We start from the raw sequence: 26,209 nt of genomic DNA on the forward strand, positions 1-26,209 counted from the left end.
ATCTTGGTAAAGGCGTTTGCGCTTTCGATATAACGCAGAGGTTACGCCCTGTTAGCCTTCGTGGAAAACGGAGGTTGTTGACGCTATCTTTCTACTTTTTTGACCAACAATACAGTCAGGTATTGTAAACAAACCGCTGATTTTTCATTGTTTTTGTCATTCATTGCGTGGTTTCTTATGATATGCCAAGTTAATTTATCAAAGCGGGGAATCTGTGATGAATGAAGACAGGCAGATAACATGTGGGGCATTTTCACATCAGCTGACCAACATCAGTATTTGGTCATGTGATGGAAACTGGCTGATTTATGATGTCCGGCCGCATGGGTCTTCGTTTACCGGTTCGACGATTGAGCGCGTCAATGTGGAAACCCGCGAGTGCGAGGTGCTTTATCGTGCCGGGCAAGGTGCACATGTGGGTGTCGCGACCGGCAGCCCGGTGCCGCCGCAACGCTACGTGTTTATCCACGGTCCGGAAAATCCCGATGCGCTCTGGCAGTATGATTTTCACCATCGCCGTGGCGTGATGATAGCCGATGACGATCGCCAGCAGGCCACGACGCTGGATGCCTGTGTCCTGACGGCACCCTATCTGGCTGGCGCACTGCGCGGCGGTTCTCATGTGCATGTGTTCAGCCCGGACGGTACTCGCCTGAGCTTTACCTACAACGACCATGTGTTGCATGAGCGTGACCCGGCGTTGGACTTGCGCAACGTCGGCGTAGCGGTGCCGTTGCACCGGGTTGACGCGCCACATCGTCATCCGCGTGAGCACGACGGTAGCCATTACTGTGTGCTGGTGAGTCAAACCACACCGCAGCCGCGTCCCGGTAGCGATGAGATTAACCGCGCTTACGAAGAAGGTTGGGTCGGCAATACCGGTTATGTCCGTCTGGACGGTAGCCACCAGCGCTGGGCGCTGGCGTTTATCGGCGATACGCTATCGGCGCGTGGCGAAAAAGTGCCTGACGTGTTTATTGTTGATTTACCAGAAAAACTGGACGACTACGCCCGCCCCGGCGAACGCCCACTGGGTGGTACGGATGACACCTTGCCTGCGCCGCCAGCCGGTGTGTACCAGCGCCGACTCACCTTTACTGCTGACAGGGCTTACCCCGGTGTGGTGAATCAACCGCGCCACTGGTTACGCAGCTCGCCGGACGGCAGCCAAATCGCGTTTTTGATGAAAGACTGTCGTGGCATTGTGCAACTGTGGACGGTATCGCCGAACGGCGGTGAGCCGCGTCAGGTCACGCACAGCGACTGGCCGATACAGTCAGCATTCAGCTGGCATCCGGACGGTGACTCTCTGGCGTTTATTGCCGACAACAGCGTGATGCTGTGTGAGGTCGCCACCGGTCGGTTGATTCGCCAGACGGCGCGCAGTGAAACGCCGCCTATAGGGGATGCGGTAGTGTTTTCACCCAATGGCGATCGCCTTGCCTACCTGCGGGACATTGACGGTTTCAGCCAGATTTTTGTGGTGACAGTCGCCCGTTAACCACCGGTTTTCCCTCAGGCGGCGCGTACCGGATGTCTGCGCCGCCCAGTGCTGACGCCGCGTCAGCACCTTCTCTGCGGTGTTCATCGCGAGGCAATTTTACTTGCCTGATAAAACTGTTTTCTTTCAAGCGATTATTTTTTATTCACCGATCTGCCTCACAGTTCGCAACAAAAATCATTGTCATCTTCTCCATGCTTAAAATAAATTGCTAACTCGACTTAGCAAAGAGATTTCAGCATGAAAAACGATTGCTTTATCGGTGTGGATGTCGGGTCAGCCAGCGTCAGGGCTGGGGTATTTGACGGCAATGGCCAGCGTCTGGCGTTTGCGGTGCGGCCTATTGAACAGTTTCATCCCCGCACGCATGTGGTGGAGCAATCGTCGGCGGATATCTGGCAAGCGGTGGGTACCTGTGTGCGTGAAGCGCTCAGTGTGGCGGCGGTTGCACCTTCGCAGGTCCGTGCCATTGGTATCGACGCCACCTGCTCGCTGGTGGCGGTGGGTCAGCAAGGGCAGCCGGTATCGGTAGCGGAGCAGAATGACCCGCAGCGGGACATCATCATGTGGATGGATCACCGTGCTGCAACCGAAACCGCTGATATCAATACCACTGGTGACGAGGCGCTGCGCTATGTGGGTGGTGAAGTCAGTATCGAGATGGAACTGCCCAAAATCCTGTGGTTGAAGCGCCATTTCCCCGCACGTTACCAACAAACATGGCGTTTTTTCGATTTGGCGGACTATCTGGTATGGCGCGCGACTGGTGCGGATGTGGCCAGTGTCTGCACCCTGACGTGTAAGTGGAACTATCTGGCGCATGAAAATCGCTTTAGCGATGGTCTGTTGCAGGCCGTCGGGTTGGGCGATGTAGTGCAGAAAATCCCGCCACGCATCCTACAACTGGGTGAGGCAGCCGGAACGCTGGCGGCTGACGTCGCGCGCGACTGGGGATTGCCGGAAAACGTGGTGGTCGCCGGTGGCATCATCGACGCGCACGCCGGTGGGCTGGCATTGGTGGGCAGTGAACCGCAGGGGAGTCTGGCCATCATCAGCGGGACGTCTAACTGCCATATGCTGGTCAGTCGTCAGCCGGTCGAGGTGCCCGGCGTATGGGGGCCGTACTGGGGAGCAATGCTGCCGCAATGGTGGCTCAACGAAGGTGGGCAGAGCGCGGCAGGGGCGCTGGTGGAGTGGACCTTACATCAGCATGCCCAGTGGCCGACACTGCTCGCGCAGGCTGAACAACAGCAGCGTAGCCCGTATGCCTTATTGAATGAATGGGTGGCATCACTGGAACAGCGCGAGCCGTTACCGACCCGTCACCTGCATGTGCTGGCGGATCACCACGGTAATCGCTCGCCACGGGCGAACCCGGATACGCGCGGCATGGTGATGGGGCTGACGCTGGAGCAAGGCCCGGACGCGCTGGCCCGGCTTTATCTGGCGACGTTACAGGCTATCGCCTACGGCACCCGGCACATTATCGAGACGTTGAATCAGGCCGGTCATCGTATTACCCGGCTGGTGATGTGCGGCGGGGCGACTAAAAACCCGCTGTGGCTGCGGGAATACGCCGCCATTACAGGGTGCGACATTCAACTGGCGAGTGAGGAGGATGCGGTCACGCTGGGGGCGGCGTTATTGGGAGCGGTGGCGTGCGGCGCGTATTCCTCGTTACCACAAGCGGCACAGTCGCTGGTGCGCCCCGGTGTGCTAATCCGCGCCGATCGAGGCCATCAACCGTTTCACGACGATAAATATCAGATTTATTTGCAGATGTATGACTACCAGCAGGCCGCACAGCAACAGATGCGCCGTCACTGATAGCCGAATTTTCTTCCGGTACCGTCCGGAGAGGACACCAGGAGTACATTATGTTGACACTGAATCTTCCCGTCTCACCCCGCTCGCTTTCCGTCGGCGAACGTGAGGTCTTGCTGGTTACCAATGCGGACTTGCGTGAATCCGCCAACCTGACCTGCTGGCCGACCCAACAACAGTTCGAAAGCCGCCTGCAGAGCGCGCTGGAACACCTTGGGTACCGCATGACGCGCGCCCATGCAGTAGACACCGCACGCGGGCATGGTTTTATCAGCTCTCAGCGGGAAGGCAGTGATGTTTTCGCCGCACTCGACCCGGATGTGCCAGTGATTGTGCTGCTGACCGCCTGGCAGTATTCCCACCATATCGCCCCGTCGCTGGTGCATCACCGTGGTCCGGTGCTGTTGCTGGCCAACTTTGACGGCACCTGGCCGGGGCTGGTGGGGATGTTGTGTATGGCGGGCTGTCTGACCAGCCTGGGGCGCAGTTATTCCCGTTTATGGTCAGAAACCTTTGATGATGAGGCGTTCCATCAGGGGTTGGCGACCTGGCTGCGTGACGGCGCAGTCAGTCACAAGACCGGCTACCTGCGTCCGGTGGCCGCGTCTCACCCGGTGCTGGCGACCACTGCCGGACAGATTGGCCGCCAGGTCGGCGACTACATTTTGCGTCACAAGGCGATTATCGGGCTGTTCGATAGCTTCTGTATGGGGATGATCAACGGTGTATTCCCGCAACAGGCGATGATCCAGACCGGTATGCCGATCGAGTCGTTGTCCCAGTCGGCGTTGCTGGTGGAAATGGCGAAAGTGCCCCATAGCCTGCGGGAAAGCTGTCTGGCGTGGTATGAGCAGCGTGGTATGCGTTTTGAGTTCGGCGATGATGCCAGCCGCCAATTGATACGCGAACAGGTACTGGAGCAGTGCGCGATGATGATCGCGATGGCGCGTTTCGTACAGCGTTTCGGGTTGTCGGCGGTTGGGGTGCAGTATCAGCAAGGGCTGAAGGACAGCTGCGCCGCGTCCGATTTCGCCGAAGGCGCGATCGGCAATGCGGAGCGTTTCCCGCTGCCGGATGAGCAGGGCGTACCGATTCGTCCTGATGTCGCCATCCCCTGCATCAATGAAGTGGACATGGGCAGCGCCATTCCGCAGGTCATGTTGTGGCACCTGTTGCACGGACTGGGATTACCGGCAGAAACCACGCTGCACGATATTCGCTGGGGCAGTGAGTATCAGGGCGTTTTCTACTGGGATTTGGAAATCTCTGGTGCGGTGCCGTTCGCCCATCTTAAAGGTGGTATTGCGGGGGCTACCGGCTATCGTCAACCGCCGATGTTCTTCCCGTATGGCGGCTCCACGATTGCCGGACAGGGTAAAGCGGGGCGTTTTGTCTGGGCGAGGGCGCACTACGAAGGAACGCAGGTTGTCATGCATATTGGTACCGGTACCGCGGTGGAGCTGCCTGCGGACGAGTTCGAGCGCCGTCGCCGTGCAACCAACTACGAGTGGCCGCTGCTCAACGCGGTGCTCGACGGTGTGACCCGCGATGACCTGATGGCGGGTCACCAGAGTAACCATTTGACGGTGGCGTATGTGGACGACGATAAACTCGCCGACGTACTGAAAGCCTTTGTTGCCCAGGCGCTGACGCAGCATATCCAGGTATGGGTAGCGGGCGACGCTCATTCACTGCTGGCGGAGTAACATCATGACCCACGACAATCCTTCGATCAGTGATCAAAACAGTGATCAAAACAAGTACACCGGCATCTGGCCGGTGATGCTCACCCCGTTCGATGCACGTGGCGAAATCGACTACGCGTCGCTGGCGCGCTTGGTGGAGTGGTATCTGCAGGCGGGTGTACACGGTCTGTTTGCCGCCTGCCAGTCCAGCGAGATGTTTTTCTTAAGCGACGCCGAAACCCGCGAGCTGGTGCGCTTTATTGTCGCGCAGGTGGATGGTCGGGTACCGGTCGTGGCGTCAGGCCACACCGCCAGCGCCTTCAGTCAGCAGGTGGATCAACTCAACGGCGTGGCGGAAACCGGCGTTGACGGCGTGATCCTCATCAGTAACCGGCTGGCGCTGGCCGGTGAGTCGGATGAACTGGCGTTGGCCCGGTTGCAGGCGCTGACGGCGCAACTGCCCGTGCAGGTGGATCTGGGGATTTACGAGTGTCCTTATCCTTACAAGCGGTTGCTGTCTGACGAGACCGTCGCCTGGTGTGCGCGCAGCGAGCGCTACACCTTTATCAAAGACACCTGTTGCGATTTACCAACGATTCGTCGGCGGTTGCAACTGGCGCAGGGTTCCCGCCTGCATCTGGCGAATGCCAATAGCCAGACACTGCTGCCCTCGTTACAGGCGGGGTGTCAGGCCTATAGCGGTGTGATGGCTAACTTCCATCCGCAGCTGTACGTGTGGCTGTTCGAGCACTGGCGGGATCACCCGGAGGCAGCGGCGCATTTGGCGGACTACCTCGGTACGGCGGCGTTGGTGGAATTTCTCGATTATCCGGCCTGCGCCAAGTTCTATCAGCAACAATGTGGTACGTTCTCGACCCACGTTTGCCGGGTACGCAACAGCGCGGCTTACGACGAGAGTTTTTTCCCACAGGCTATCGAGAGCATGCTCCGGCTGGGCAATACGCTGGCGGCTGGGCTCCCGGTATCGCCACGTTAACGCAAGGACATCCTGATGAGGCTGACAACGACAACACGGCAATATGTCCTGCCCGAGGGGCATGACTATTTTGGCAACTGCCACGCCTCGACCGTGGTGGCGTTGCCGGACGGGCGGTTACGGGTTGCCTGGTTTGCCGGTGAAAAAGAAGGCAGTGGCGATACCGCTATCTGGCTGGCGAACTGCGAGCAAGGGCGCTGGTTGCCGCCGGTTCGGGTGGCCTGGGAAGACGGGCTGGCGCACTGGAACCCGGTGCTGCATTGGCAAGCGGGCACGCTGTGGCTGTTCTACAAGGTGGGGGCTGACGTCCACCACTGGCAGACGCGGGTACAGCTGTCCACGGATGAAGGCGCGAGCTGGTCCGAGCCGCGCCCACTGGTGCCCGGCGACAGCGCACCGCGCGGGCCGGTGAAGAATAAGCTGCTGGTGATGTCGAACGGCGAATGGCTGGCTCCCGCGTCCGTTGAGGATGACCGCCACTGGGACGCGTTTGTCGATCTCAGCGCTGATCAGGGGCAGAACTGGCAGCGTGCGCCTATCCCGTTGACCCATCGCTTACCCGGCGATCATGGTCGTGAGGCCTTGTGGTCGGGGCTGGAGCAGGCGGCGTTGTGGGAAAACGACCTGACCCGTGTATTCCAGTGGGACGGTGTGATTCAACCGTCGGCATGGGAGTCGTCACCCGGGCGGGTACACGTACTGATGCGCAGTACCCGTGGCGCGTTATACCGCAGCGATTCTGACGATTATGGCCGCCACTGGTGCGGGGCTTACGCGGTGGATTTGCCAAACAATAATAGCGGGGTCGATCTGGTGCATCTGGGCGCGGGTCGTCTGGTGCTGGTCTACAACCCGGTGACCGGCAACTGGCATCGTCGCTACCCGTTAGCCGTGGCCTGTTCGACGGACAACGGTGAACACTGGCAGGATGCCCTCTGTCTTGAGCAGGAGCCTGGCGAGTTTTCTTATCCCGCCATTATTGCTGATGGCGATACGTTACATGTGACCTACACCTGGAATCGAAAAAATATCGTTTACTGCGCGCTGATATTCAGCGGGTAGTCGTTGTAGCACTCAAAAAAACCTGTACCCTACACCCCCCGCCAACCTCCGGGTTAGGCGGCGTCCGGATGGTTTTGCCTGAAGGGCGATAAAATCATAAAGCGAGGAACATCATGTCGATTTCCGTGGAATTATCCCAACACCAGGCGATGCACAATAAATCCAACATTCGCCGCGTGGTGATCTCCAGTTGGATTGGCAACACCATCGAGTTTTACGATTTCCTGCTCTACGGACTGGCGAGCGCACTGGTCTTTGGCAAACTGTTCTTTCCCAACGTCAGCCCGGTAGCGGCGATGCTGGCATCGTTCGCCACCTTTGGCGTGGGGTTTATCGCCCGTCCGTTAGGCGGCATCTTTTTCGGCCACATGGGTGACACCCTGGGGCGCAAGCTGACGCTGCTGATTACCCTCGGTGGCATGGGGATGGCGACCTTTTTGATCGGCTGTCTGCCGACCTATCATCAGATCGGGGTCTGGGCACCGATTTTGCTGGTGGTGCTGCGTTTTGTGCAGGGTTTTCTGGTCGGTGGCGAATGGGGCGGTGCGATGCTGATGGTGGTGGAAACCGCGCCTGCCAATCGTCGCGGCCTGTTAGGCTCTATCCCGCAGACGGGCGGTTTTTCCGGTCAATTGCTGGCGACGGCAATATTCGCCATGGTTTCGACACTGCCGGAAGATCAACTGATGTCCTGGGGCTGGCGTGTGCCGTTCATGCTGAGTGTGGCGCTGGTGCTGGTGGGGCTGTACATGCGCCGCAAGGTGGATGAAACCCCGGTGTTCCAACAGGTTCAGAAGCAGCAACAGCAGCAGGCGAATCAGCGTGATGCCGCGCCGCGTCAGAGCCCGGTGGTGGAAGTGCTGCGTAATCAGTGGCGCAGTGTCTGTTTGATCATGGTGTTGCGCTTCGCGGAAAGTGTGCCGTTCTTTCTGGCGACGGTGTTCGCCGTATCCTACGCCACGGTGCAGTTAGGCGTGCCGAAGCAAACCATGCTCAACGTGATCATGGCGACCTGTGTGCTGGCGTTCCCGATGCACGCGCTGTTTGGCGCGCTGTCTGACCGGGTGGGGCGTCGTCCTATCTACATCTTCGGTGCATTGTGCGCGGCGGCAATGGCATTCCCGTTCTTCTATCTGCTGGAAAGTGGTTCTTTTGGGCTGATGGTGCTGGGGTATGTGTTGCTGATCAATATCGCTCATAACTCCATTAACTCGGTGCAACCGGCGTTCTTTACCGAATTGTTTGGCCCGAAAGTGCGCTACAGCGGCGCGTCTATCGGTGCGCAACTGGGGGCGATTGTGGCCGGTGGTTTTACCCCGTTTATCGCCAAGGGGCTGACGGCGATAGATAACGAATCCTGGACGCTGGTGGCAACCTACGTCACGGTAGCAGCGCTGGTCGCGGCCTTCGCCGCCTGGAAAGCGCCAGAAACATCACGCCGGGATATGACCAAAGACGTGTGATTTATTGATCGCGGCCAGGGTAGGCCGCGCTTTAGCTGCGTCGAGTTAGTTATTCCGTTACACTGGTTATCTTTCAGTTCTCATAGGGATATTCTGTTTCATGGCGAAAACAGTTGAACAGATTGCCAGTGCCTTGAAGTTGTCCGTGACCACGGTACGCCTGGTACTCAATGGAAAAGCGGAACAGTATCGAATCAGTGCCAAAACCCAGCAACGCATCCACCAGTATGTGACGGAGTACGGTTATACCGTTAATCACGTCGCCCGCAGCCTGAAGCTGAACAAAACCGAAACGCTGGGGCTTATCGTTCCCCGTTTATCCAACCTGTTTTTCTCGACACTGGCCGAAAAGCTCGAAACGCGCTGCCGTGAGGTGGGCTACCAACTGATGATCAGCTGTTCTTACAGTGACCCACAGTATGAAAACCGGCTGGTGGAGGCGTTGTTGCAGCGTAATGTCGACGGGCTGTTTGTGGTGCCCTCATCGCTACAGGCCGCGCAGCATCACGCTAAAGTGGTGAAAAAGCCACTGGTACTGCTGGACCGCGATTTTGGTATCGAACAGGTGCCGCTGGTCATGAGTGACAACCTGCAAGGCGGCGCGGCGCTGACTCAGGCGATGCTGACTGCCCAGCCTGCCGCACCGTTGTTTTTTATGGCGGGTGACGTACAGCAACCGGCGATCCGCGATCGTCTGCGTGGTTATCACCAGTCCGTGCAGCAGGCGGGCCTGACGCCAGCGGTGCTGGAAGCCAGCCATAACCGCCGTGAGGATGGCATGTTGATGATGGAGCAGTTTTTACGCCAGCACGATGCGCCGCCGCCCGCGTTTATCGCGTCATCACTGCCGGTGCTGGAGGGGATGCTCAGTGTAGTTCGTGAGCGCTATGGCTATATTCCGGCGCATATTAATATCGGCACCTTCGATGAACACGCCATGCTGGGGTTCTTGCCAAATACGCTGTGGTCGATGCGTCAGAATGAAGATGCATGGTCAGAACAGGCGTTTACCGCGATGCAGCAGGCGTTAAACGGTGAAGTGCAGCCGCATAAAGCGGTGATCCCCATGACGCTTATCCATCGTCGTCAGGCCGGGCATCACTGACCCGCGTTATTCGCCGACGCTGGCATCACCACCAAAGGTGGAGGGGAGCCCATCGGCTGGCGGCGCTCGTATTCTCCCAGACGGTCGTGTGCGGAGGTGCTGTGGGTATCGTCGTGGGTGCGATAGAAGTCATAGGGTAACAGTAGCGTATCCAGCATGGCGGAGAAGGGGACATCCAGCGCCACCATCGGCATCATCGCCCAACTGGTGTCCTCATCTTTCAGCGTGGTCATGCTGGCCTTGGTGCCGGAATAGTATCCTTGTTCGCCGCCAGAGTGGGTCATCACGCTGGAGCAACCGCCGCACGTCGCCAGTATCCCGCCTGACAGCACGAACGACAATGAGGCATTTTTCAGAATGGTCATCATGTTACCTTGAGGTAAATCGTCCCGGTTACGTGGTTGACTGTACTTACATCGACCCGCCCTCGACCTGCATGTGCTTACATGTTTTAGCAAAATGTGCGCGTTGTCCAGTGTATGCGATTACATCAGGACTGGGTTAGAGAATAAGAAAAATTTCCCACCTGCCGTGTTGAAAAGCAGAGACAAATCACCATATCTCAATCAGAGCCGCAGACATACGCCGACAGGGTATGGCGCTGTGTTCCTGATATACAGCAGCTGCGGCCAGGAGCCCGTCCGAATGGAGGGCCGTCGATATTGACCTCGCTGCATGTCAGGAGAGAGTTTATGCGTAATCCCGATTTTTCCCCGCTGTATCGCTCTGCTATTGGTTTTGACCGTCTGTTTAATCTGCTGGAAGCTGGCCAGAGCCAGGGGAATGGTGGATACCCTCCCTATAACGTTGAGCTGGTTGACGAAAACCTGTATCGCATCGCCATTGCCGTGGCGGGGTTTGCTGAAAGCGAACTGGAGATCACCGCGCACGACAACATGCTGATTGTTAAAGGATCGCATAGTGGTGACGCCACCCCGCGCAATTACCTCTATCAAGGCATTGCCGAGCGCAATTTTGAGCGCAAATTCCAACTGGCCGAGCACATCCAGATTCGTGGTGCCAGCCTGGAGAATGGCTTGCTGTTTATTGAGTTACAGCGGGTGATTCCAGAAACGCTCAAACCGCGTCGTATCGAAATCAAATAACCGTTATGGCCGCTGGCGTGCCACGTCGCGGCGTTATGTGGATGACCGGGCGTGAGCGCTATCACCCCGAATCCTGATTGTGACTCGTCCGCCGAACGGGGACGATCCGGTCATCGGCCGGAAACCATTATCTCGCTTCACAGAAGGAGTTATGAGTATGCGTAATTACGATTTATCCCCCCTGCTGCGTCAGTGGATTGGCTTTGACAAGCTCGCCAGTTCTATGGGTAATCAGGACGCCGTGGAGTTCCCGCCGTACAATATCGAGAAAATCGACGATAACCATTACCGTATTACACTGGCGCTGGCCGGATTCCGCCAGTCAGAGCTGGATATTGAAGTGGAAGGCCAGCGTCTGACCGTGAAAGGCACGCCGACATTGCCAGAGAAAAAAGTGCAGTATCTGCACCAAGGGCTGGTGTTCAAACCCTTCACGCTGAGTTTTACCCTGGCCGAGCACCTGCATGTGTCACAGGCCCAGTTCCAGCATGGGTTGCTGCATATTGACCTGATCCGCGAAGTGCCGCAGGCATTGCAACCGCAGCGTATCGCTATTGGCCGACCGGTCCCCGCACTCAATGAGAGTGCGCCTGACGATAAGGCTTAACATTCTGTTCCTTCTGTTACCGACCGCTCGCGGTGTGTCCGTGAGCGGTTTTTTAACATTTCGCGTCACACTTCCCGCGCCTTCCTTCAAGGCTGGGCGTGGTTCGCTTTACGGTAGCTGAATAGTTTTCTTCATTTGAAAGATAAACAGTGAATAACCCTTTAGAGTTATTTTACTTCCCGAGCCAATCAGGCGAAATAAACCAATAAATAATCACGGTGAAAAAGAAATACGGCGATAAATTACCATTAACATTATCGTTAATGGCATGTTCAGTAATTGTTATTTTGTGCGATAATGGTAAATATTTATTTATTTTTGAAAGGGTGTTTTTATTCTTAAAAGTAAATTATTAAACCTATTTAGTAATTAAAATAACAATGGTTTATTCCGTTTTTAATAATACTATTTTCCTCGTTGATCACTTCACTTGATTTTGATGGGACGAGAAAAGCACCCTGTTCTTTATTGTTTTCTCGTCTTTTTTTTGCTGATGCTGTACCCGTTGTGTTTGTCAGGCCGCACTCGTCATGAACGTGGTGATGGCATGATGAAAAAACCGCTATCTGCATTTATTTGCGCTTTTGCATTTGTCTGGATTGTCAGATGGCGACATTAAGGGTGATGAAGAAATAAAATAACTCCTCCACTCATAACACGGGGCCTCCGGTAAACGTGGCTGATTTCGTTTTAATCTTGAGTGGTGTTAGTATGTCTGCAAATAACAGCAGGTTAGTGAAGCTTTTTATTATCCTTGGTATAGCCATTATATTTTGGTTTATCCCCGTCCCTGAAGGTGTGAATCCCCCGGCGTGGCATCTGTTGGCAATATTTGTTGCTACCGTTGTCGGTTTGATCCTTTCTCCCTATCCACTTGGCGCTATTGCCGTTTTTAGTATCACCGCCGTGTCGGCGCTCGGACTCCTGCCGGTCAAGGAGGTGTTGGTTGGGTTTAGTGACCCGACTATCTGGATGATTGCCTGTGCATTTTTCATTTCGCGCAGCTTCATCAAGACGGGTTTCGGCCGTCGTATCGGCTTTCTGTTCATCAGTAAACTCGGTAACAGCAGCCTGGGGCTTGCGTACGGTCTGGTGTTCACCGACCTGCTATTTTCCCCGGCGATGCCGTCAACCTCTGCCCGTTGCGGCGGTATCATCACCCCGCTGTTTCGTTCGATTGCTGAAGCCTACGGTTCGACGCCAGAGCAAGGGACGCAGCGTCGTATTGGTGCGTTTCTGGTACAGACCATTTTCCAGTGCAACACCATTACATCGGCGATGTTCATGACCTCAATGGCCGGTAACCCGCTTATCAGCAAACTGGCGACCCAGTTCGGTGTTCACCTGACCTGGACCGAATGGGCCACTGCCACGCTGGTACCGGGGCTGCTGTCGTTAATCGTCATCCCGCTGGTGCTCTACCGTTTCTACCCGCCGGAACTGAAGAAAACGCCGGAAATGCGCGAGCTTGCTAAAGTCCGCCTGCAGGAAATGGGGCCGATGAGCCGCAACGAATGGGTTGTGCTGTGTGTGTTCCTGGGACTGGTGGTGTTCTGGGTGCTGGGTGCGACCCTGAATATCGATGCGACCCTGACCGCGCTGGGCGGCTTGAGCGTGCTGTTGCTGACCCGAGCGTTAAGCTGGGAAGACGTCACCGGTGAGAAAGAAGCCTGGCATACCGTGGTGTGGTTCGCCGTCTTGATGATGCTGGCGACGCAGTTGAACAAGATGGGGTTGATAGCCTGGCTGGGCGGTATCGCCAGTCACGCGGTTGTCGGCATGCACTGGCTGCCAATGCTGGGGCTGTTGTTGCTGGTGTACTACTACAGCCATTATTTCATGGCCAGCGCGGTCGCGCACATCAGCGCCATGTACGCCATTTTCGTGTCTATCGCTATTGCTGCCGGTGCGCCGCCGGTATTAACGGTGCTGGCGTTTGCCGCGTTCAGTAACCTGTTTATGGCGACCACGCATTATTCTGGCGGCCCGGCACCGATCATGTTCGGCTGTGGTTACCTGCCGTTGGGCACCTGGTGGAAAATCGGTTTTCTGGTTGGACTGGTGGTGATTCCTATCTGGTTAGGTATCGGTAGCCTGTGGTGGAAAGTCTTGGGTATGTGGTAACAAGCGTTAGGTATAGGGTATTGCCTGACGGTTTGTTTCATCCGCCGCCTGTTAAGGGCGGCGGTTTTGTTATCAGCACGGGCAGAAAGGGCCTGAACAGGTTAAGATAACGGGATCGATGATGCGAATTCCGGAGCGAGAAATGAGTAAAAAAAAGACGCCGCTGAAATTGGGTACCTCGGTCATCCTGATGGTGTCGGCGGTGATCGGCTCCGTCTTGCTGGTGGTGTATGCACTGCTGTTTTTTCGCATTACCGAACTCACTGAAGCACATCTCAAAGATAAGGCTTTTGCGGTTGCCCGCACCGTCGCCAATTCGCCGATCGTGGTGGATGAACTCAAAGGCATCGGTGACCCGGCGCTGGTGCAGCGCTTTTCCGAGAATGTGAAAAGCCGCAACCATCTGTTGTTTGTGATTGTTACCGATATGGGGGGGATTCGTCATTCCCACCCGGAGCCGGAACAAATTGGTCGTCACTTTATCGGTGATGATCTCTATCCGGCGTTGCTGGGGCTGGAGAATACGGCGGTGAACCGTGGGGTACTGGACCCGGCACTGCGTGTGTTTACGCCGGTGTTTGACGAAAATAACCACCAGCTTGGTGTCGTGGCCGTTGGGATTTCACTGTCCAGCGTGCAGTCGGTCATCAACGAAAATCGCTGGATTATCCCCTGGACTATTCTGTTTGGTGCGCTGGTCGGTCTGCTGGGTACCTATTTCCTGGTGAAAACCCTTAAACGCATCATGCTGGGTTTTGAGCCGTTCGAAATTTCCAACCTGTTCGAGCAACGTAACGCGATGCTCAAACAACTCAAGGAAGGGGTGATCGCGGTCGATACCGACCTGCGTGTCACTATCATCAATGACGAAGCCAAACGGCTCTTCAGCCAGCACGGCTCCGGCGAAACGCTGGCTATCGGCAGTACTATTAGCCGCTGGCCGGCGCTGATGAACCTGGAAAAGGTGCTGGCCTCTGGCGCGCCGCGCCAGGATGAGGAAATCAATTTCAACGGCAATTTGCTGCTCATCAACACCGTACCGGTGGTGGTGAAGGGCGATATTATCGGTGCGATTGCGACCTTCCGCGATAAAACGGAAGTCAGCCAGTTGCTGCAACGTCTGACCGGGATGTCCTATTACGCTGATGCCTTGCGTGCCCAGTCACATGAATTCATGAACAAGCTGCATGTGATTCTCGGCATGTTGCATCTGAAATATTACCCGCAGTTGGAAGAATATATTTTAAAAACCGCCAATAATTATCAGGCGGAAATCGGTTCGATTATTCGAAAAGTAAAATCACCGGTGATTGCCGGGTTCCTGTTGGGTAAAATCAACCGGGCGCGGGATTTAGGTGTCACGCTATCCATCAGTGAAGATAGCCTGTTGCCGGATACCGACGATGCTCAGGCCACCAATGAATTGATTACCGTGCTGGGCAATCTGATCGAAAATGCGATGGACGCGTTATCTGGTCTGGATAATCGAGAAATCACCGTGACATTTCATCATCAGGATGGGCAGTTGCACTGCACGGTCAGCGATGATGGGCCGGGTATTGCGCCGGATATTCAGCAGCGCATTTATCAGGAAGGCTTTTCCACCAAAGGCTCCGGACGCGGTATCGGTTTGTATCTCACCCGACAGAGTCTTGAGAAAATCGGCGGGACTATCGATTTTGAATCCGAACCGGACGTTTACACCCAGTTTTTTGTGAATATCCCGTATCAAGCAAGGCAGTTTGACCATGATTAAGGCAATTTGACCATGATAAATGTACTGATCGTCGATGACGACGCCATGGTGGCGGAGTTGAATAAGTGTTATCTGAATCAGATTTCCGGGTTTAGCTGCTATGCGACAGTGCCGACGTTGCAGCAAGCGCGAAATCTGCTGATGCAGCCGGACTGCGAGATTGATCTGGTGCTGCTGGATATCTACATGCAGCAGGATAATGGTCTGGATTTGCTGCCCACCATCCGTGAATTTAGTGAACACACGGATGTCATCATTATTTCGTCAGCCAGTGATGTTTATACCATCAAAAAAGCGCTGCACTATGGCGTGGTGGATTACCTGATCAAACCGTTCCAGTTTGCGCGTTTCGAGCAGGCGCTGACGGCTTATCGGGAAGAAGCTAATCTGCTCAAGCACCGTGAGTTTGTAGCACAGTCAGATATCGATAACCTGATCCGTCGTACCAGCGGCACACCCGTGGTGGAACGCAAAAAATTACCGAAGGGATTGACCAGCCTGACATTGCGCACCGTCTGTGAGTGGATTGAAGGTAATCAAGGGACAGAGTTCTCCACCGAGATGTTAGCCAATGCCATCGGCATTTCGCGTGTATCCTGCCGTAAATATCTGATCTACCTGGCAGACACCGGTATTCTCGATACCAACATTCTCTACGGCTCCACCGGCCGCCCGGTTTATCTCTACCGACTGTTGCCGGAAAAGCAGGACGCCCTGCGTCAGTACTGCGAATAACTCAATAAAATCCAATAAAAAAGCCACGGACGACGTGGCTTTTTTATTGGATGTATAAAACGAAAAAGGCCACGAAATCCGTGGCCTTGTCGTATGGCAATCAGTGGATTTGATTACACCAGCCAGCCCAACAGCAGGGTTGCTGCGATCACGGTAGAAGCACCGCCGATACGGGTGGCGATTTGCGCGAACGGCATCAGTGACATACGGTTGGAGGCTGACAGGATGGCGACGTCGCCGGTACCGCCCAGGCCACTGTGGCAACTGGTCACGATGGAGGCTTCAACCGGGTACATTTTCAGGTACGGCGCGATGAAGAAGCTAACCAGCGCCATTGAAAGCACTACCGAGCCACACACCACCACGTAACCGACGGAGAAGACCGCGACCACGCTTTCCAGCGGTACGTACAGCATACCGAGACCGATCATCAGCGGCCACACCAGTGAACTGGACACGAATTTATAGAAGCTGTTGGCACCCGTTTCCATGCTGGAGGGGATAATACGACCGTATTTGCACAATACCGCGATCAGGATCATCAGTACCGGACCGGGAATGTGCAGCACTTTTTCAAACAACCCACCCACGATGAAGAAGGTACAAATCAGCAGCAGGCCGCCACCCATCAGGTGGAAATCCACCGTCTTCGGTGTGTCTTTTATGGCAAATAACGCGTTATCCGCCTCGTTACGCACCAGGTTGCCATTACCGTTCAGGTCACTGCGCAATACACCGATACGAGCCAGCACACCGGCGCAAATGATGGCGAAAATGTTGCCGACTACAGCGGCCGGGGCCAGTTGGGCAACATACACATCCGGTGCGTGACCAAGGATAGCGGAGTAGGCCAGTGACAGCGGCAGGATACCTTCACCGATACCGCCACCGATAATCGGCACGATGATGAAGAAGAAGGTGTGATAGAAGCTGTAGCCAAACAGTTTACCCACCAGCAAACCGGTAATGACGGCTGTAGCGGTACCCACCACCAGCGGAATGAACATGCGGATCATCCCCTGAATCAGGATAACGCGGTTCATACCCAGAATACTGCCAACAACCAGACTGGCGATAACAAAGTAAAGGAAATTGGCGTCTTTCATCAACAACTTGACGGTATCCAACGTGTTAGCGTTGAACAGATGAAAATACACCAGAACTGACGGCACCATCAGGCAGAGAATAGCCGGGCCGCCGATTTCTTTCAGAACAGGAATACGCTGGCCGATATATGCCAACAGGAAGCCCATGGTCATGATCACCGCGAATCCGCCGATCATATTCTTAGGCAAGTAGCTGGCATAAGACGCAATAAAAACAACAGCGGAAATGACCAGGAAGAGAATAAAAGGCACTGATCCGATGCGAGCTTTATTCAGGCTTTCCAGTAAGCCTGATGGTGCGGTGGTGGCGAGCGTGTTATCGCTCATGATTTCAGTTTCAATATTTTTCATTATATTCACCCTGTTGTAGCGGCATTAGGACAGAGATAAGCAGTTTGCTCTGCAATACGTGGAAAACTCAGTCAGGGCGCAGAGCACGTAGTCGTGTGCTGCACCATCCAAGACGGATGCGATGTTATTTTTATAATACTGTGGCAAGTAATTTAGCATGGAGAAATGTTAAAAATAATAGTTGTTCACTGCAAATATTAGGGAATTGTGAACCGCACAGCAATTCATTTTTAAGTAGCTTAATTAGCTATTTTGTAATTAAAATTAGTTCGTGAGTGCCGTGGGCGGGATATTTATATGGAAGGGTTGATTCAGTGTTATATAAAGTTAACACGCTAGCGATGGATGGAAAAATAATTTTTTAAAGTTATATAAATAAAGTATTCAATCCGCCTTTTCTCCAATCTCATGTGATATCTTTGCCTGACCTTGCCGTTATGTTGCTGCTGTTGTTCTGCTTATTGTTATGCCGCTTGTCGTTAATTGATGGTGTGAAGCGAATGGTGTGAAGCGAATAGCGCAGGAGTTTTTAGCGCCTGTCTCTCCATACTCCTCCTGTGTGGTAACAAACGGTATTCGACCTTGCTCACGATATCTCAGCGTTGGGGCATTCTACACTGCACGATGATCTACACTGTGTTAGGCAGGCGAAGTAAAGGAAGCGATGACATGACGTGGCGATCACCCGCCTCTACCATGTTCTGTCACCGTGTTCGGTGCTTTTGCCGCTGTGCGATAAAGTTTTTTTATAATGCGCAAATAGTTGGCTAACAATCGTCAGGGATGATAGGAATACATCACCATCGAGGGGTTTTGTCAGTATTTTCACCTGACTTTAACCTTTTTAACACGCTTTATTGTGCAGTAATTCACCATTCGAGAGGGTTTTCCTATGAGTTATTGTGTGGTGATAATTATCGAATGATGGCTCTGGTGTGGTTTTCTCTGTTGGATTTTTGTTATTTTGTGGGTTTTGTCACCAACTCAGTGGCAAATTGAGCTAACTTTATACCTTGATGATTCCGTGGTTTCTGTTTGTAAATCCTAACAGGTTATATTGACGCGATTGTGATCTGTTGACACATTGTGGGCGTCACAAGGAGGAGAACAGCAGCAGAGGACCAGGAATCATTACGGTTGAATCGACAGGGCTGGTGGGGTTTTTCCTGCTTGTCCCGCACTGTTGTCTCTCCCTGTTTACTATTACATTGGTCTTTGGACGCGCTCCTCAGGCTGAAATAGAAGAAAAGTACAGACCACCGCGATAAAAATCATCGCGATAACCTAAGTTGCGATAACCCTGTTGTAATCACAACAGTCGCGATGACAACAAACAGGTCTGGCTGACACACAACATCCACAATGGAGTTCATGTAATGGCTAAATCCCTGATGAAATCAAGGGTGCTGAAATTCGGCCTTGGTTTGCTGGCGCTGTCCGTTGCCGCCGGTGTACAGGCAAAAACCCTGGTATATTGCTCAGAAGGTTCTCCAGAAGGCTTTAACCCACAGCTGTTTACGTCTGGTACGACGTTTGATGCCAGCTCCATTCCTATCTATAACCGTCTGGTTGAGTTCAAGAACGGTACTACCGAAATCGAGCCGGGTCTGGCCGCAAAATGGGACATCAGCGCCGACGGTAAAACTTACACCTTCCACCTGCGTAAAGACGTGAAGTGGCAGGACAGCAAAGATTTCAAACCGAGCCGTACGTTCAACGCGGACGACGTACTGTTCTCCTTCCAGCGTCAGTTGGATGCTAACCACCCGTACCACAAAGTCTCCGGCGGCAGCTACGAGTACTTTGAAGGCATGGGGATGAATGACCTGATCAGCAAAATCGAGAAAGTGGATGACTATACTGTCCGCTTCCAACTGAACCACGCTGAAGCACCGTTCCTGGCTGACCTGGCGATGGATTTTGCGTCCATTATGTCCGCTGAATACGGCGACAAGATGCTCAAAGCCGGTACGCCGGAGAAAATCGACCTGGATCCGATCGGTACCGGTCCGTTCCAGTTGGTGCAGTACCAGAAAGACTCCCGCATTCTCTACAAGCGTTTTGACAGCTTCTGGGGCACCAAGCCGGGTATCGACCGTCTGGTATTCTCCATTACGCCGGATGCCTCCGTGCGTTACGCCAAGCTGCAGAAAGACGAATGTCAGGTGATGCCGTACCCGAACCCAGCTGACCTTGCCAGCATGAAGCAGGACAAGAACATTGAACTGCTGCAGAAACCGGGTCTGAACGTCGGTTACCTGTCGTTCAACGTTGAGAAAAAGCCGCTGGATAACGTGAAAGTACGTCAGGCGCTGACGTATGCGGTGAACAAGCAGGCTATCATCGAAGCGGTATACCAGGGCGCGGGCCAGGCAGCGAAAAACCTGATTCCGCCGACCATGTGGGGCTATAACGACGACGTTAAAGACTACGCGTACGATCCGGCTAAAGCCAAAGCGCTGCTGAAAGAAGCGGGTCTGGAAAACGGCTTTGAGATAGATCTGTGGGCGATGCCGGTACAGCGTCCGTACAACCCGAACGCTCGCCGTATGGCAGAGATGATTCAGGCTGACTGGGCGAAAGTCGGTGTGAAAGCCAAGATCGTTACCTACGAGTGGGGCGAGTACCTCAAACGTGCCAAAGCGGGCGAACACCAGACCGTGCTGATGGGCTGGACTGGTGACAACGGGGATCCGGATAACTTCCTGGCGACGTTGTTTAGCTGCGATGCGGCGAAGAAAGGCTCTAACTACTCCAAGTGGTGTTACAAGCCGTTCGAAGACCTGATCCAGCCAGCTCGCGCGGTGTCCGATCAGGCCAAACGTATCGAACTGTACAAACAGGCTCAGGTTGTGATGCATGATCAGGCTCCGGCACTGATTGTGGCGCACTCCACCGTGTTTGAACCGATCCGTAAAAACGTGAAAGGCTACGTTATCGAGCCGCGCGGCGTACACAGCTTCAACCACGTATCAATAGACTAATTATCTCATCACGTCACACTTATGGGCGATGGCAGCGCTGTCGCCCCTGTTGTTTTTGAAATGCGTGTTTCTGGAGACACGTGTTTCTGTAGGGAAACGGCAGGGTGCGCTCAACGCCCATTTTAACGCAGTGAGCAATGTCAGGCTCGATGGTGAGCACCATCGAGTCCTTTATCTCTATACGAGAAAGCACAGAGAGTTCGGGATATGTTGCAGTTCATACTCCGTCGTTTGGGGCTGGTTATCCCAACGTTTATCGGTATTACCCTACTGACTTTCGCTTTCGTGCACCTGATCCCCGGCGACCCGGTAATGATCATGGCAGGAGAGCGCGGTATTTCCCCGGAGCGTCACGCGCAGTTGATGGCGGAGCTTGGCCTGGACAAGCCGCTTTGGGAGCAATACGTCCACTATATTTACGGCGTGCTGCACGGTGATTTGGGCATGTCCCTGAAAAGCCGCATCCCGGTCTGGGATGAATTCGTGCCGCGTTTCAAAGCTACGCTGGAACTGGGCACCTGCGCGATGATTTTCGCGGTGATCGTCGGTATTCCGGTAGGGGTTCTGGCGGCGGTCAAACGCGGTTCCGTGTTCGACCATACGGCTGTCAGTATCGCGCTGACCGGTTATTCCATGCCTATCTTCTGGTGGGGCATGATGCTTATCATGCTGGTGTCGGTGCATTTCAACCTGACGCCGGTATCCGGCCGCGTGGGCGACACCGTGTTCCTGGATGATTCCCTGCCGCTGACCGGTTTTATGCTGATCGATACCTTGATTTGGGGTGCGGAAGGCGACTTCAAAGACGCGGTGATGCACATGGTGCTGCCAGCCGTTGTGCTCGGTACCATTCCGCTGGCGGTCATTGTGCGTATGACGCGTTCAGCGATGCTGGAAGTGCTGGGCGAGGATTATATCCGTACTGCGCGCGCCAAGGGGCTAAGCCGTCTGCGGGTCATCGTGGTACATGCGTTGCGTAACGCGATGCTGCCAGTGGTGACGGTGATTGGCTTACAGGTAGGCACCATGCTGGCCGGGGCCATCCTCACAGAAACCATTTTCTCCTGGCCGGGGTTAGGCCGCTGGTTGATAGACGCGTTGCAGCGTCGTGACTACCCGGTGGTGCAAGGCGGGGTATTGCTGGTTGCCACCATGATCATTTTGGTGAACCTGCTGGTGGATGTGCTCTACGGCGTGGTGAACCCGCGCATTCGGCATAAGAAATAAGGGAGACGCGGGATGACTCACGTTACCGAATCCGCAGCGACGGCTGCGCCGAAGCCCATGACCCCGTTGCAGGAGTTCTGGCACTACTTTAAACGTAACAAAGGGGCTGTTGTCGGCCTGGTGTATATCATCCTGATGCTGGTGATAGCGATTGGTGCCAGCGTACTGGCCCCGCACGCACCGGCTGAACAGTTCCGCGACGCGCTGCTTAAACCGCCAGTTTGGCAGGAAGGCGGCAGCTGGCAGTACATTCTGGGAACTGACGATGTGGGCCGCGACGTGCTGTCGCGCCTGATGTACGGCGCGCGTTTGTCGCTGCTGGTAGGCTGTCTGGTGGTGGTGATGTCGCTTGTCCTCGGCATCATTTTCGGGCTGCTCGCCGGTTACTTTGGCGGTACGGTTGATGCGGCCATCATGCGTCTGGTCGATATCATGCTGGCGCTACCGAGTCTGTTGCTGGCGCTGGTACTGGTGGCCATTTTCGGCCCGTCTATCGTCAATGCCTCGCTGGCGCTGACCTTCGTGTCGCTACCGCACTATGTGCGCCTGACCCGTGCCGCCGTGCTGGTGGAAGTGAACCGCGATTACGTGACCGCCTCGCGTGTGGCAGGTGCCGGTCCACTGCGTCAGATGTTCGTCAACATTTTCCCTAACTGTCTGGCACCGCTGATCGTGCAGGCATCGATGGGTTTTTCCAACGCCATTCTTGATATGGCTGCGCTTGGGTTCCTCGGCATGGGCGCACAGCCGCCTACGCCAGAATGGGGCACCATGCTCTCCGACGTGCTGCAGTTTGCGCAGAGCGCCTGGTGGGTGGTGACGTTCCCCGGTCTGGCGATTCTGCTGACGGTATTGGCATTTAACCTGATGGGGGACGGCCTGCGTGATGCTCTCGACCCCAAACTCAAGCAGTAACATGCAGTGATAGAGGTAGAGAGATGGCGTTACTCAATGTAGAGAAACTGTCGGTGCATTTTGGCGATGAGGGGCTGCCGTTTCGTGCGGTAGACCGCATCAGCTATCAGGTGGAACAGGGACAGGTGGTCGGCATCGTCGGCGAGTCCGGTTCCGGCAAATCCGTCAGTTCACTGGCGATCATGGGGTTGATTGATTTCCCCGGTAAAGTGATGGCTGACCGGCTGGAGTTTAACCAGCGTGATTTGCAGACGCTCTCCGACAAGGAGCGGCGTCAACTGGTGGGTGCGGAAGTGGCGATGATCTTCCAGGACCCGATGACCAGCCTTAACCCGTGTTACACCGTAGGCTACCAGATCATGGAAGCCATCAAGGTGCATCAGGGCGGCAACCGTAAAACCCGTCGTCAGCGGGCGATTGACCTGCTCAATCAGGTGGGTATTCCTGACCCGGAATCCCGGCTGGATGTCTATCCGCACCAGTTGTCGGGCGGGATGAGCCAGCGTGTGATGATTGCCATGGCGATTGCCTGTCGGCCGAAACTGCTGATCGCAGACGAACCGACGACCGCGCTGGATGTGACCATTCAGGCGCAGATCATCGAGCTGCTGCTGGAGTTGCAGCAGAAAGAGAATATGGCGCTGATCCTGATTACCCACGATCTGGCGTTGGTGGCGGAAGCGGCGCACCACATCATCGTGATGTACGCCGGGCAGGTGGTGGAATCCGGTAAAGCGGCGGATATTTTCCGCGCCCCGCGTCACCCCTATACCCAGGCGCTGCTGCGTGCGTTGCCGGAATTCGCGGCCGACAAATCTCGTCTGGCATCGCTGCCGGGCGTGGTACCGGGTAAGTATGACCGACCGCAGGGCTGTCTGCTTAATCCACGCTGTCCGTACGCCAGCGATCGTTGCCGTCAGGAAGAGCCTGAGATGCGGGATATCCCCGGTCGTCAGGTGAAATGTCACACACCGCTGGATGATGCGGGGAGGCCAACCGTATGAGCCAGACCATGAATGCTGCCGGGCAGCCGTACCTGCTCGAAGCGATTGATTTGAAAAAACACTACCCGGTGAAAAAAGGGCTGTTCGCACCGGAACGACTGGTGAAAGCGCTGGACGGTGTGTCCTTCACGCTGGAGCGCGGCAAGACGCTGGCGGTGGTAGGCGAGTCTGGTTGCGGCAAGTCCACGTTGGGACGCCTGCTGACCATGATTGAAACGCCGTCGCATGGCGAGCTGTACTATCAGGGACAGGATTTGCTCAAGCCTGATCCGACAGCGCAAAAGCTGCGTCGGCAGAAAATCCAGATCGTGTTCCAGAACCCCTATGCGTCACTCAACCCGCGTAAAAAGGTCGGGCAGATCCTGGAAGAGCCGCTGGTGATCAACACCGAGCTCACCAAGGCAGAACGCCGTGAAAAAGCATTGGCGATGATGGCGAAAGTGGGCCTGAAAACCGAGCATTACGACCGCTATCCGCATATGTTTTCCGGCGGCCAGCGCCAGCGTATTGCTATCGCCCGCGGGCTGATGCTCGACCCGGACGTGGTGATTGCCGATGAACCGGTATCCGCACTGGATGTATCGGTGCGTGCGCAGGTGCTGAACCTGATGATGGATTTGCAGCAGGATCTGGGGCTGTCTTACGTGTTTATCTCGCACGACCTGTCGGTGGTGGAACACATTGCTGATGAAGTGATGGTGATGTATCTGGGCCGCTGCGTGGAGAAAGGCAGCAAAGACGCGATTTTCAACAATCCGCGCCACCCGTACACCCAGGCGCTGTTATCTGCGACACCACGTCTCAACCCGGATGCCCGCCGTGAACGTATCAAACTGACCGGTGAGCTGCCAAGCCCGCTGAACCCACCGCCGGGCTGCGCCTTCAACGCGCGCTGCCAGCACCGTTTCGGCACCTGCACCCAGTTGCAACCGCAACTGAAACCGCATGGCGAGCAACTGGTCGCCTGTTTCGCGGTGGAGCAGGAAGAGAGTCAGGTTAGCTGATTGATACGCGTTGGTGAGATAAAAACGGCCCCGACTAAAATCGGGGCTGTTTTACGATTGGCGAGCAGGCTCGCTTTACTCCCTTAATTGCCGCCACTTGCTATCGATCTCCTGCTGAATGCTGGTAATCAGTGGTGCCGGGAGGCTGAAATGGCTGGCTTCCCGATGAAAGTTTCTGGCGATGTCATAGAGCTCATCCGCTATGTTGAGAACCTCTTTAGCCTTTGATAAACCAGCCTGCCCCGCCAGTTGCTCCATTGCGCTTAAGGTAATGCGTGAGCCATGACCATTAAACGCCGTCATATGCTCTCTCTGTGGTGAAGGGCTGTAGACCACATCGTAAAATGGGGACAGTCGCCAGTGATCCTGATCGTCTGCCAGAAATGAAAAATTCTTAGCGTGATCGTCCTGGTTGACCAACAGGTAATTGAACAGGGCCCGACGCAGTAATTTTCTGGCTTCTTTCACGCCGCACAGTAGCCGTGTTGCTTTAACCAGATCGACATAATCCAGAGAAGGGGCGTGAAAGTTTGCATCCAGTAAGCCACTGGCAGATGCCATGTGTAAGCGACCGGCTTCACCTATACAATCAAATCGGGACTGCTGTAACCAGTAACGTCCTCCACCGACAGGTAGCAACTCAAAGTCAGCGACATCAATACCGGCCTGCCTGGCTATTTTCATATAGAGATATTCGATCTGACTTTCAGCATGCTGGAGAGCAAATTTCTCTGAAGTGAGCTTGACCAGCAGCTTATCGCCCACAGTATCCTGACGAGTGGTAAAGGTACCGTCAGGCTTTTTTGTCACGCTGAGCTTCGGTCTGGCACCACCCGATCCCCCTGCATTCATCAAGTGTTCAATCAGACTGGATTCCGTGCCTTCGAATTCATCGATAGCGGCGTGGCCCAATTGGATCAACTCAATAACCTCTTCACCAACGCCATCAGAACGGGGCATCGCTGGTTCATAGCGTAGCGCACCTGGACCACGGTGGCCGATGAAAGCAAGCCTTTCCAGTGCCGTCATTTGTGCGGGGTTATAACCCTGCTGGCGGAAAAAGCGGTCCATAAGATACAAGCCCCAGCCATCAGGCAGACTGTCAGCAAATATGCCGTGTAAACCATAGTGGGGTTGGCGCGGCGCAGCCTGAAGCTGACCAGTAAACTCCAGATTGAAAGGGCTGAGAGAGGCGTTGTGGCTGGTGAGATAGTCTGCGCTGTACTGGAAATAGACACCCTGTCGGTTTTCCGCCAGTTGTCCAACATGCTCTTCCCGGCCATTGCTCAGGCGGCGCATGACTTCCAGAGGTACACTAAGCATTTTTAAGCACCTCTTCGATGCTGGTGGGGGCATGTACCTGGCTGGTGAGTGCGTTGAGGTCGTTCAGGTTACCCAGGACTTCGTACAACATCAGAAATTGTCTGAGAGAGATATTACCTGTCGCTTCAAATTTGCGGATGGTGCTGTTGGGGACACCGGACTGCCGGGCTAGTGCATCAACAGAGAGCTTGCGATGTTTGCGCATTGCTTTCAGATGTTGTTTGAGTTTCTGTTGAATGTCGTAAGCCGTGTATAGCGATAGCATTCTGAGGCTCCAGATGGCTTTATTGCTATAATGGTAGCAATTAATGAGGAAAAATGATCTTTGTT

The 26,209-nt window shown here is 54.8% G+C and carries 21 protein-coding genes; 17 read left to right on the forward strand and 4 right to left on the reverse strand.

All coding sequences use genetic code 11. The annotated features are described in order from the left end of the window. Positions 1-217: 217 nt before the first annotated feature. From FAZ14_RS17245 to FAZ14_RS17275, 7 genes are all read left to right on the forward strand, one after another. On the forward strand, positions 218-1,501 hold the full coding sequence (locus FAZ14_RS17245) for a YidR family protein (protein WP_016942745.1): 1,284 nt from the start codon (positions 218-220) through the stop codon (positions 1,499-1,501). Positions 1,502-1,741: 240 nt separating this feature from the next. Further along, positions 1,742-3,328 carry an FGGY-family carbohydrate kinase gene (locus FAZ14_RS17250; RefSeq protein WP_153508934.1) on the forward strand — a complete coding sequence of 529 codons (1,587 nt, stop codon included), beginning with the start codon at positions 1,742-1,744 and terminating at the stop codon, positions 3,326-3,328. Between the two features lie 50 nt (positions 3,329-3,378). After that, positions 3,379-5,031 (forward strand): signal transduction protein, encoded by a 1,653-nt coding sequence (locus FAZ14_RS17255; protein ID WP_153508935.1) that lies wholly within the window; start codon positions 3,379-3,381, stop codon positions 5,029-5,031. A 4-nt stretch (positions 5,032-5,035) separates the two neighbouring features. Beyond that, positions 5,036-6,007, forward strand: a complete 972-nt coding sequence (locus tag FAZ14_RS17260; RefSeq protein WP_016942748.1) for a dihydrodipicolinate synthase family protein — start codon at positions 5,036-5,038, stop codon at positions 6,005-6,007. 15 nt (positions 6,008-6,022) lie between these two features. After that, complete coding sequence (locus FAZ14_RS17265) at positions 6,023-7,069, forward strand: sialidase family protein (RefSeq protein ID WP_153508936.1); 1,047 nt, start codon at positions 6,023-6,025, stop codon at positions 7,067-7,069. Between the two features lie 113 nt (positions 7,070-7,182). Beyond that, positions 7,183-8,532, forward strand: coding sequence for an MFS transporter (locus FAZ14_RS17270; RefSeq protein WP_016942749.1), 1,350 nt, complete (start codon positions 7,183-7,185; stop codon positions 8,530-8,532). 100 nt (positions 8,533-8,632) lie between these two features. Further along, on the forward strand, positions 8,633-9,637 hold the full coding sequence (locus tag FAZ14_RS17275) for a LacI family DNA-binding transcriptional regulator (protein ID WP_016942750.1): 1,005 nt from the start codon (positions 8,633-8,635) through the stop codon (positions 9,635-9,637). On the opposite strand, the gene FAZ14_RS17280 is transcribed toward FAZ14_RS17275, so the two are convergent. Continuing rightward, on the reverse strand, positions 9,631-10,005 hold the full coding sequence (locus tag FAZ14_RS17280; RefSeq protein WP_016942751.1) for a YceK/YidQ family lipoprotein: 375 nt from the start codon (positions 10,003-10,005) through the stop codon (positions 9,631-9,633). The two genes, FAZ14_RS17275 and FAZ14_RS17280, sit on opposite strands and share 7 nt — an antisense overlap. A 324-nt stretch (positions 10,006-10,329) precedes the next feature. Between FAZ14_RS17280 and ibpA the strand changes: the two genes are divergently transcribed. The 5 genes from ibpA to dcuR all read left to right on the forward strand — a co-directional run bounded on the left by ibpA (position 10,330) and on the right by dcuR (position 15,965). Beyond that, positions 10,330-10,743 (forward strand): small heat shock chaperone IbpA, encoded by a 414-nt coding sequence (gene ibpA, locus FAZ14_RS17285; protein WP_016942752.1) that lies wholly within the window; start codon positions 10,330-10,332, stop codon positions 10,741-10,743. A 157-nt stretch (positions 10,744-10,900) separates the two neighbouring features. After that, positions 10,901-11,350 carry a small heat shock chaperone IbpB gene (ibpB, locus tag FAZ14_RS17290; RefSeq protein WP_016942753.1) on the forward strand — a complete coding sequence of 150 codons (450 nt, stop codon included), beginning with the start codon at positions 10,901-10,903 and terminating at the stop codon, positions 11,348-11,350. 711 nt (positions 11,351-12,061) lie between these two features. Beyond that, positions 12,062-13,474, forward strand: coding sequence for an anion permease (locus FAZ14_RS17295; RefSeq protein ID WP_029456506.1), 1,413 nt, complete (start codon positions 12,062-12,064; stop codon positions 13,472-13,474). 142 nt (positions 13,475-13,616) lie between these two features. Next, the gene (locus FAZ14_RS17300; RefSeq protein WP_016942755.1) at positions 13,617-15,230 is read left to right on the forward strand and encodes a sensor histidine kinase; all 1,614 of its coding nucleotides are present in this window, start codon (positions 13,617-13,619) and stop codon (positions 15,228-15,230) included. Between the two features lie 12 nt (positions 15,231-15,242). After that, complete coding sequence (dcuR, locus tag FAZ14_RS17305; RefSeq protein ID WP_016942756.1) at positions 15,243-15,965, forward strand: two-component system response regulator DcuR; 723 nt, start codon at positions 15,243-15,245, stop codon at positions 15,963-15,965. 113 nt (positions 15,966-16,078) lie between these two features. Here dcuR and FAZ14_RS17310 read toward each other — a convergent pair whose 3' ends face one another. Next, positions 16,079-17,422 (reverse strand): 2-hydroxycarboxylate transporter family protein, encoded by a 1,344-nt coding sequence (locus FAZ14_RS17310; protein WP_012886665.1) that lies wholly within the window; start codon positions 17,420-17,422, stop codon positions 16,079-16,081. 1,376 nt (positions 17,423-18,798) lie between these two features. Here FAZ14_RS17310 and dppA point away from each other — a divergent pair. The 5 genes from dppA to dppF all read left to right on the forward strand — a co-directional run bounded on the left by dppA (position 18,799) and on the right by dppF (position 24,556). Next, complete coding sequence (gene dppA, locus FAZ14_RS17315) at positions 18,799-20,406, forward strand: dipeptide ABC transporter periplasmic-binding protein DppA (protein WP_038925685.1); 1,608 nt, start codon at positions 18,799-18,801, stop codon at positions 20,404-20,406. Between the two features lie 207 nt (positions 20,407-20,613). Continuing rightward, positions 20,614-21,633 carry a dipeptide ABC transporter permease DppB gene (gene dppB, locus FAZ14_RS17320; protein WP_012886663.1) on the forward strand — a complete coding sequence of 340 codons (1,020 nt, stop codon included), beginning with the start codon at positions 20,614-20,616 and terminating at the stop codon, positions 21,631-21,633. Between the two features lie 12 nt (positions 21,634-21,645). Next, entirely contained in the window at positions 21,646-22,548 is a 903-nt protein-coding gene (gene dppC / locus FAZ14_RS17325; RefSeq protein ID WP_016942758.1) for a dipeptide ABC transporter permease DppC, read from the forward strand. Positions 22,549-22,571: 23 nt separating this feature from the next. Continuing rightward, complete coding sequence (gene dppD, locus FAZ14_RS17330) at positions 22,572-23,552, forward strand: dipeptide ABC transporter ATP-binding protein (protein WP_016942759.1); 981 nt, start codon at positions 22,572-22,574, stop codon at positions 23,550-23,552. Beyond that, on the forward strand, positions 23,549-24,556 hold the full coding sequence (gene dppF, locus FAZ14_RS17335) for a dipeptide ABC transporter ATP-binding subunit DppF (RefSeq protein WP_038925686.1): 1,008 nt from the start codon (positions 23,549-23,551) through the stop codon (positions 24,554-24,556). The genes dppD and dppF overlap by 4 nt, the downstream gene beginning before the upstream one ends. Positions 24,557-24,631: 75 nt before the next feature. Here the strand turns inward: dppF and FAZ14_RS17340 are convergent, their stop codons facing one another. Then, positions 24,632-25,879, reverse strand: a complete 1,248-nt coding sequence (locus FAZ14_RS17340; RefSeq protein ID WP_038925687.1) for a type II toxin-antitoxin system HipA family toxin — start codon at positions 25,877-25,879, stop codon at positions 24,632-24,634. Beyond that, positions 25,872-26,144, reverse strand: a complete 273-nt coding sequence (locus tag FAZ14_RS17345) for a helix-turn-helix domain-containing protein (protein WP_016942762.1) — start codon at positions 26,142-26,144, stop codon at positions 25,872-25,874. Before FAZ14_RS17345 ends, FAZ14_RS17340 begins: the two co-directional genes overlap by 8 nt. Between the last annotated feature and the right edge of the window lie 65 nt (positions 26,145-26,209).

It is taken from the genome of Dickeya oryzae (assembly GCF_009372235.1).
Lineage (GTDB): Bacteria > Pseudomonadota > Gammaproteobacteria > Enterobacterales > Enterobacteriaceae > Dickeya > Dickeya oryzae.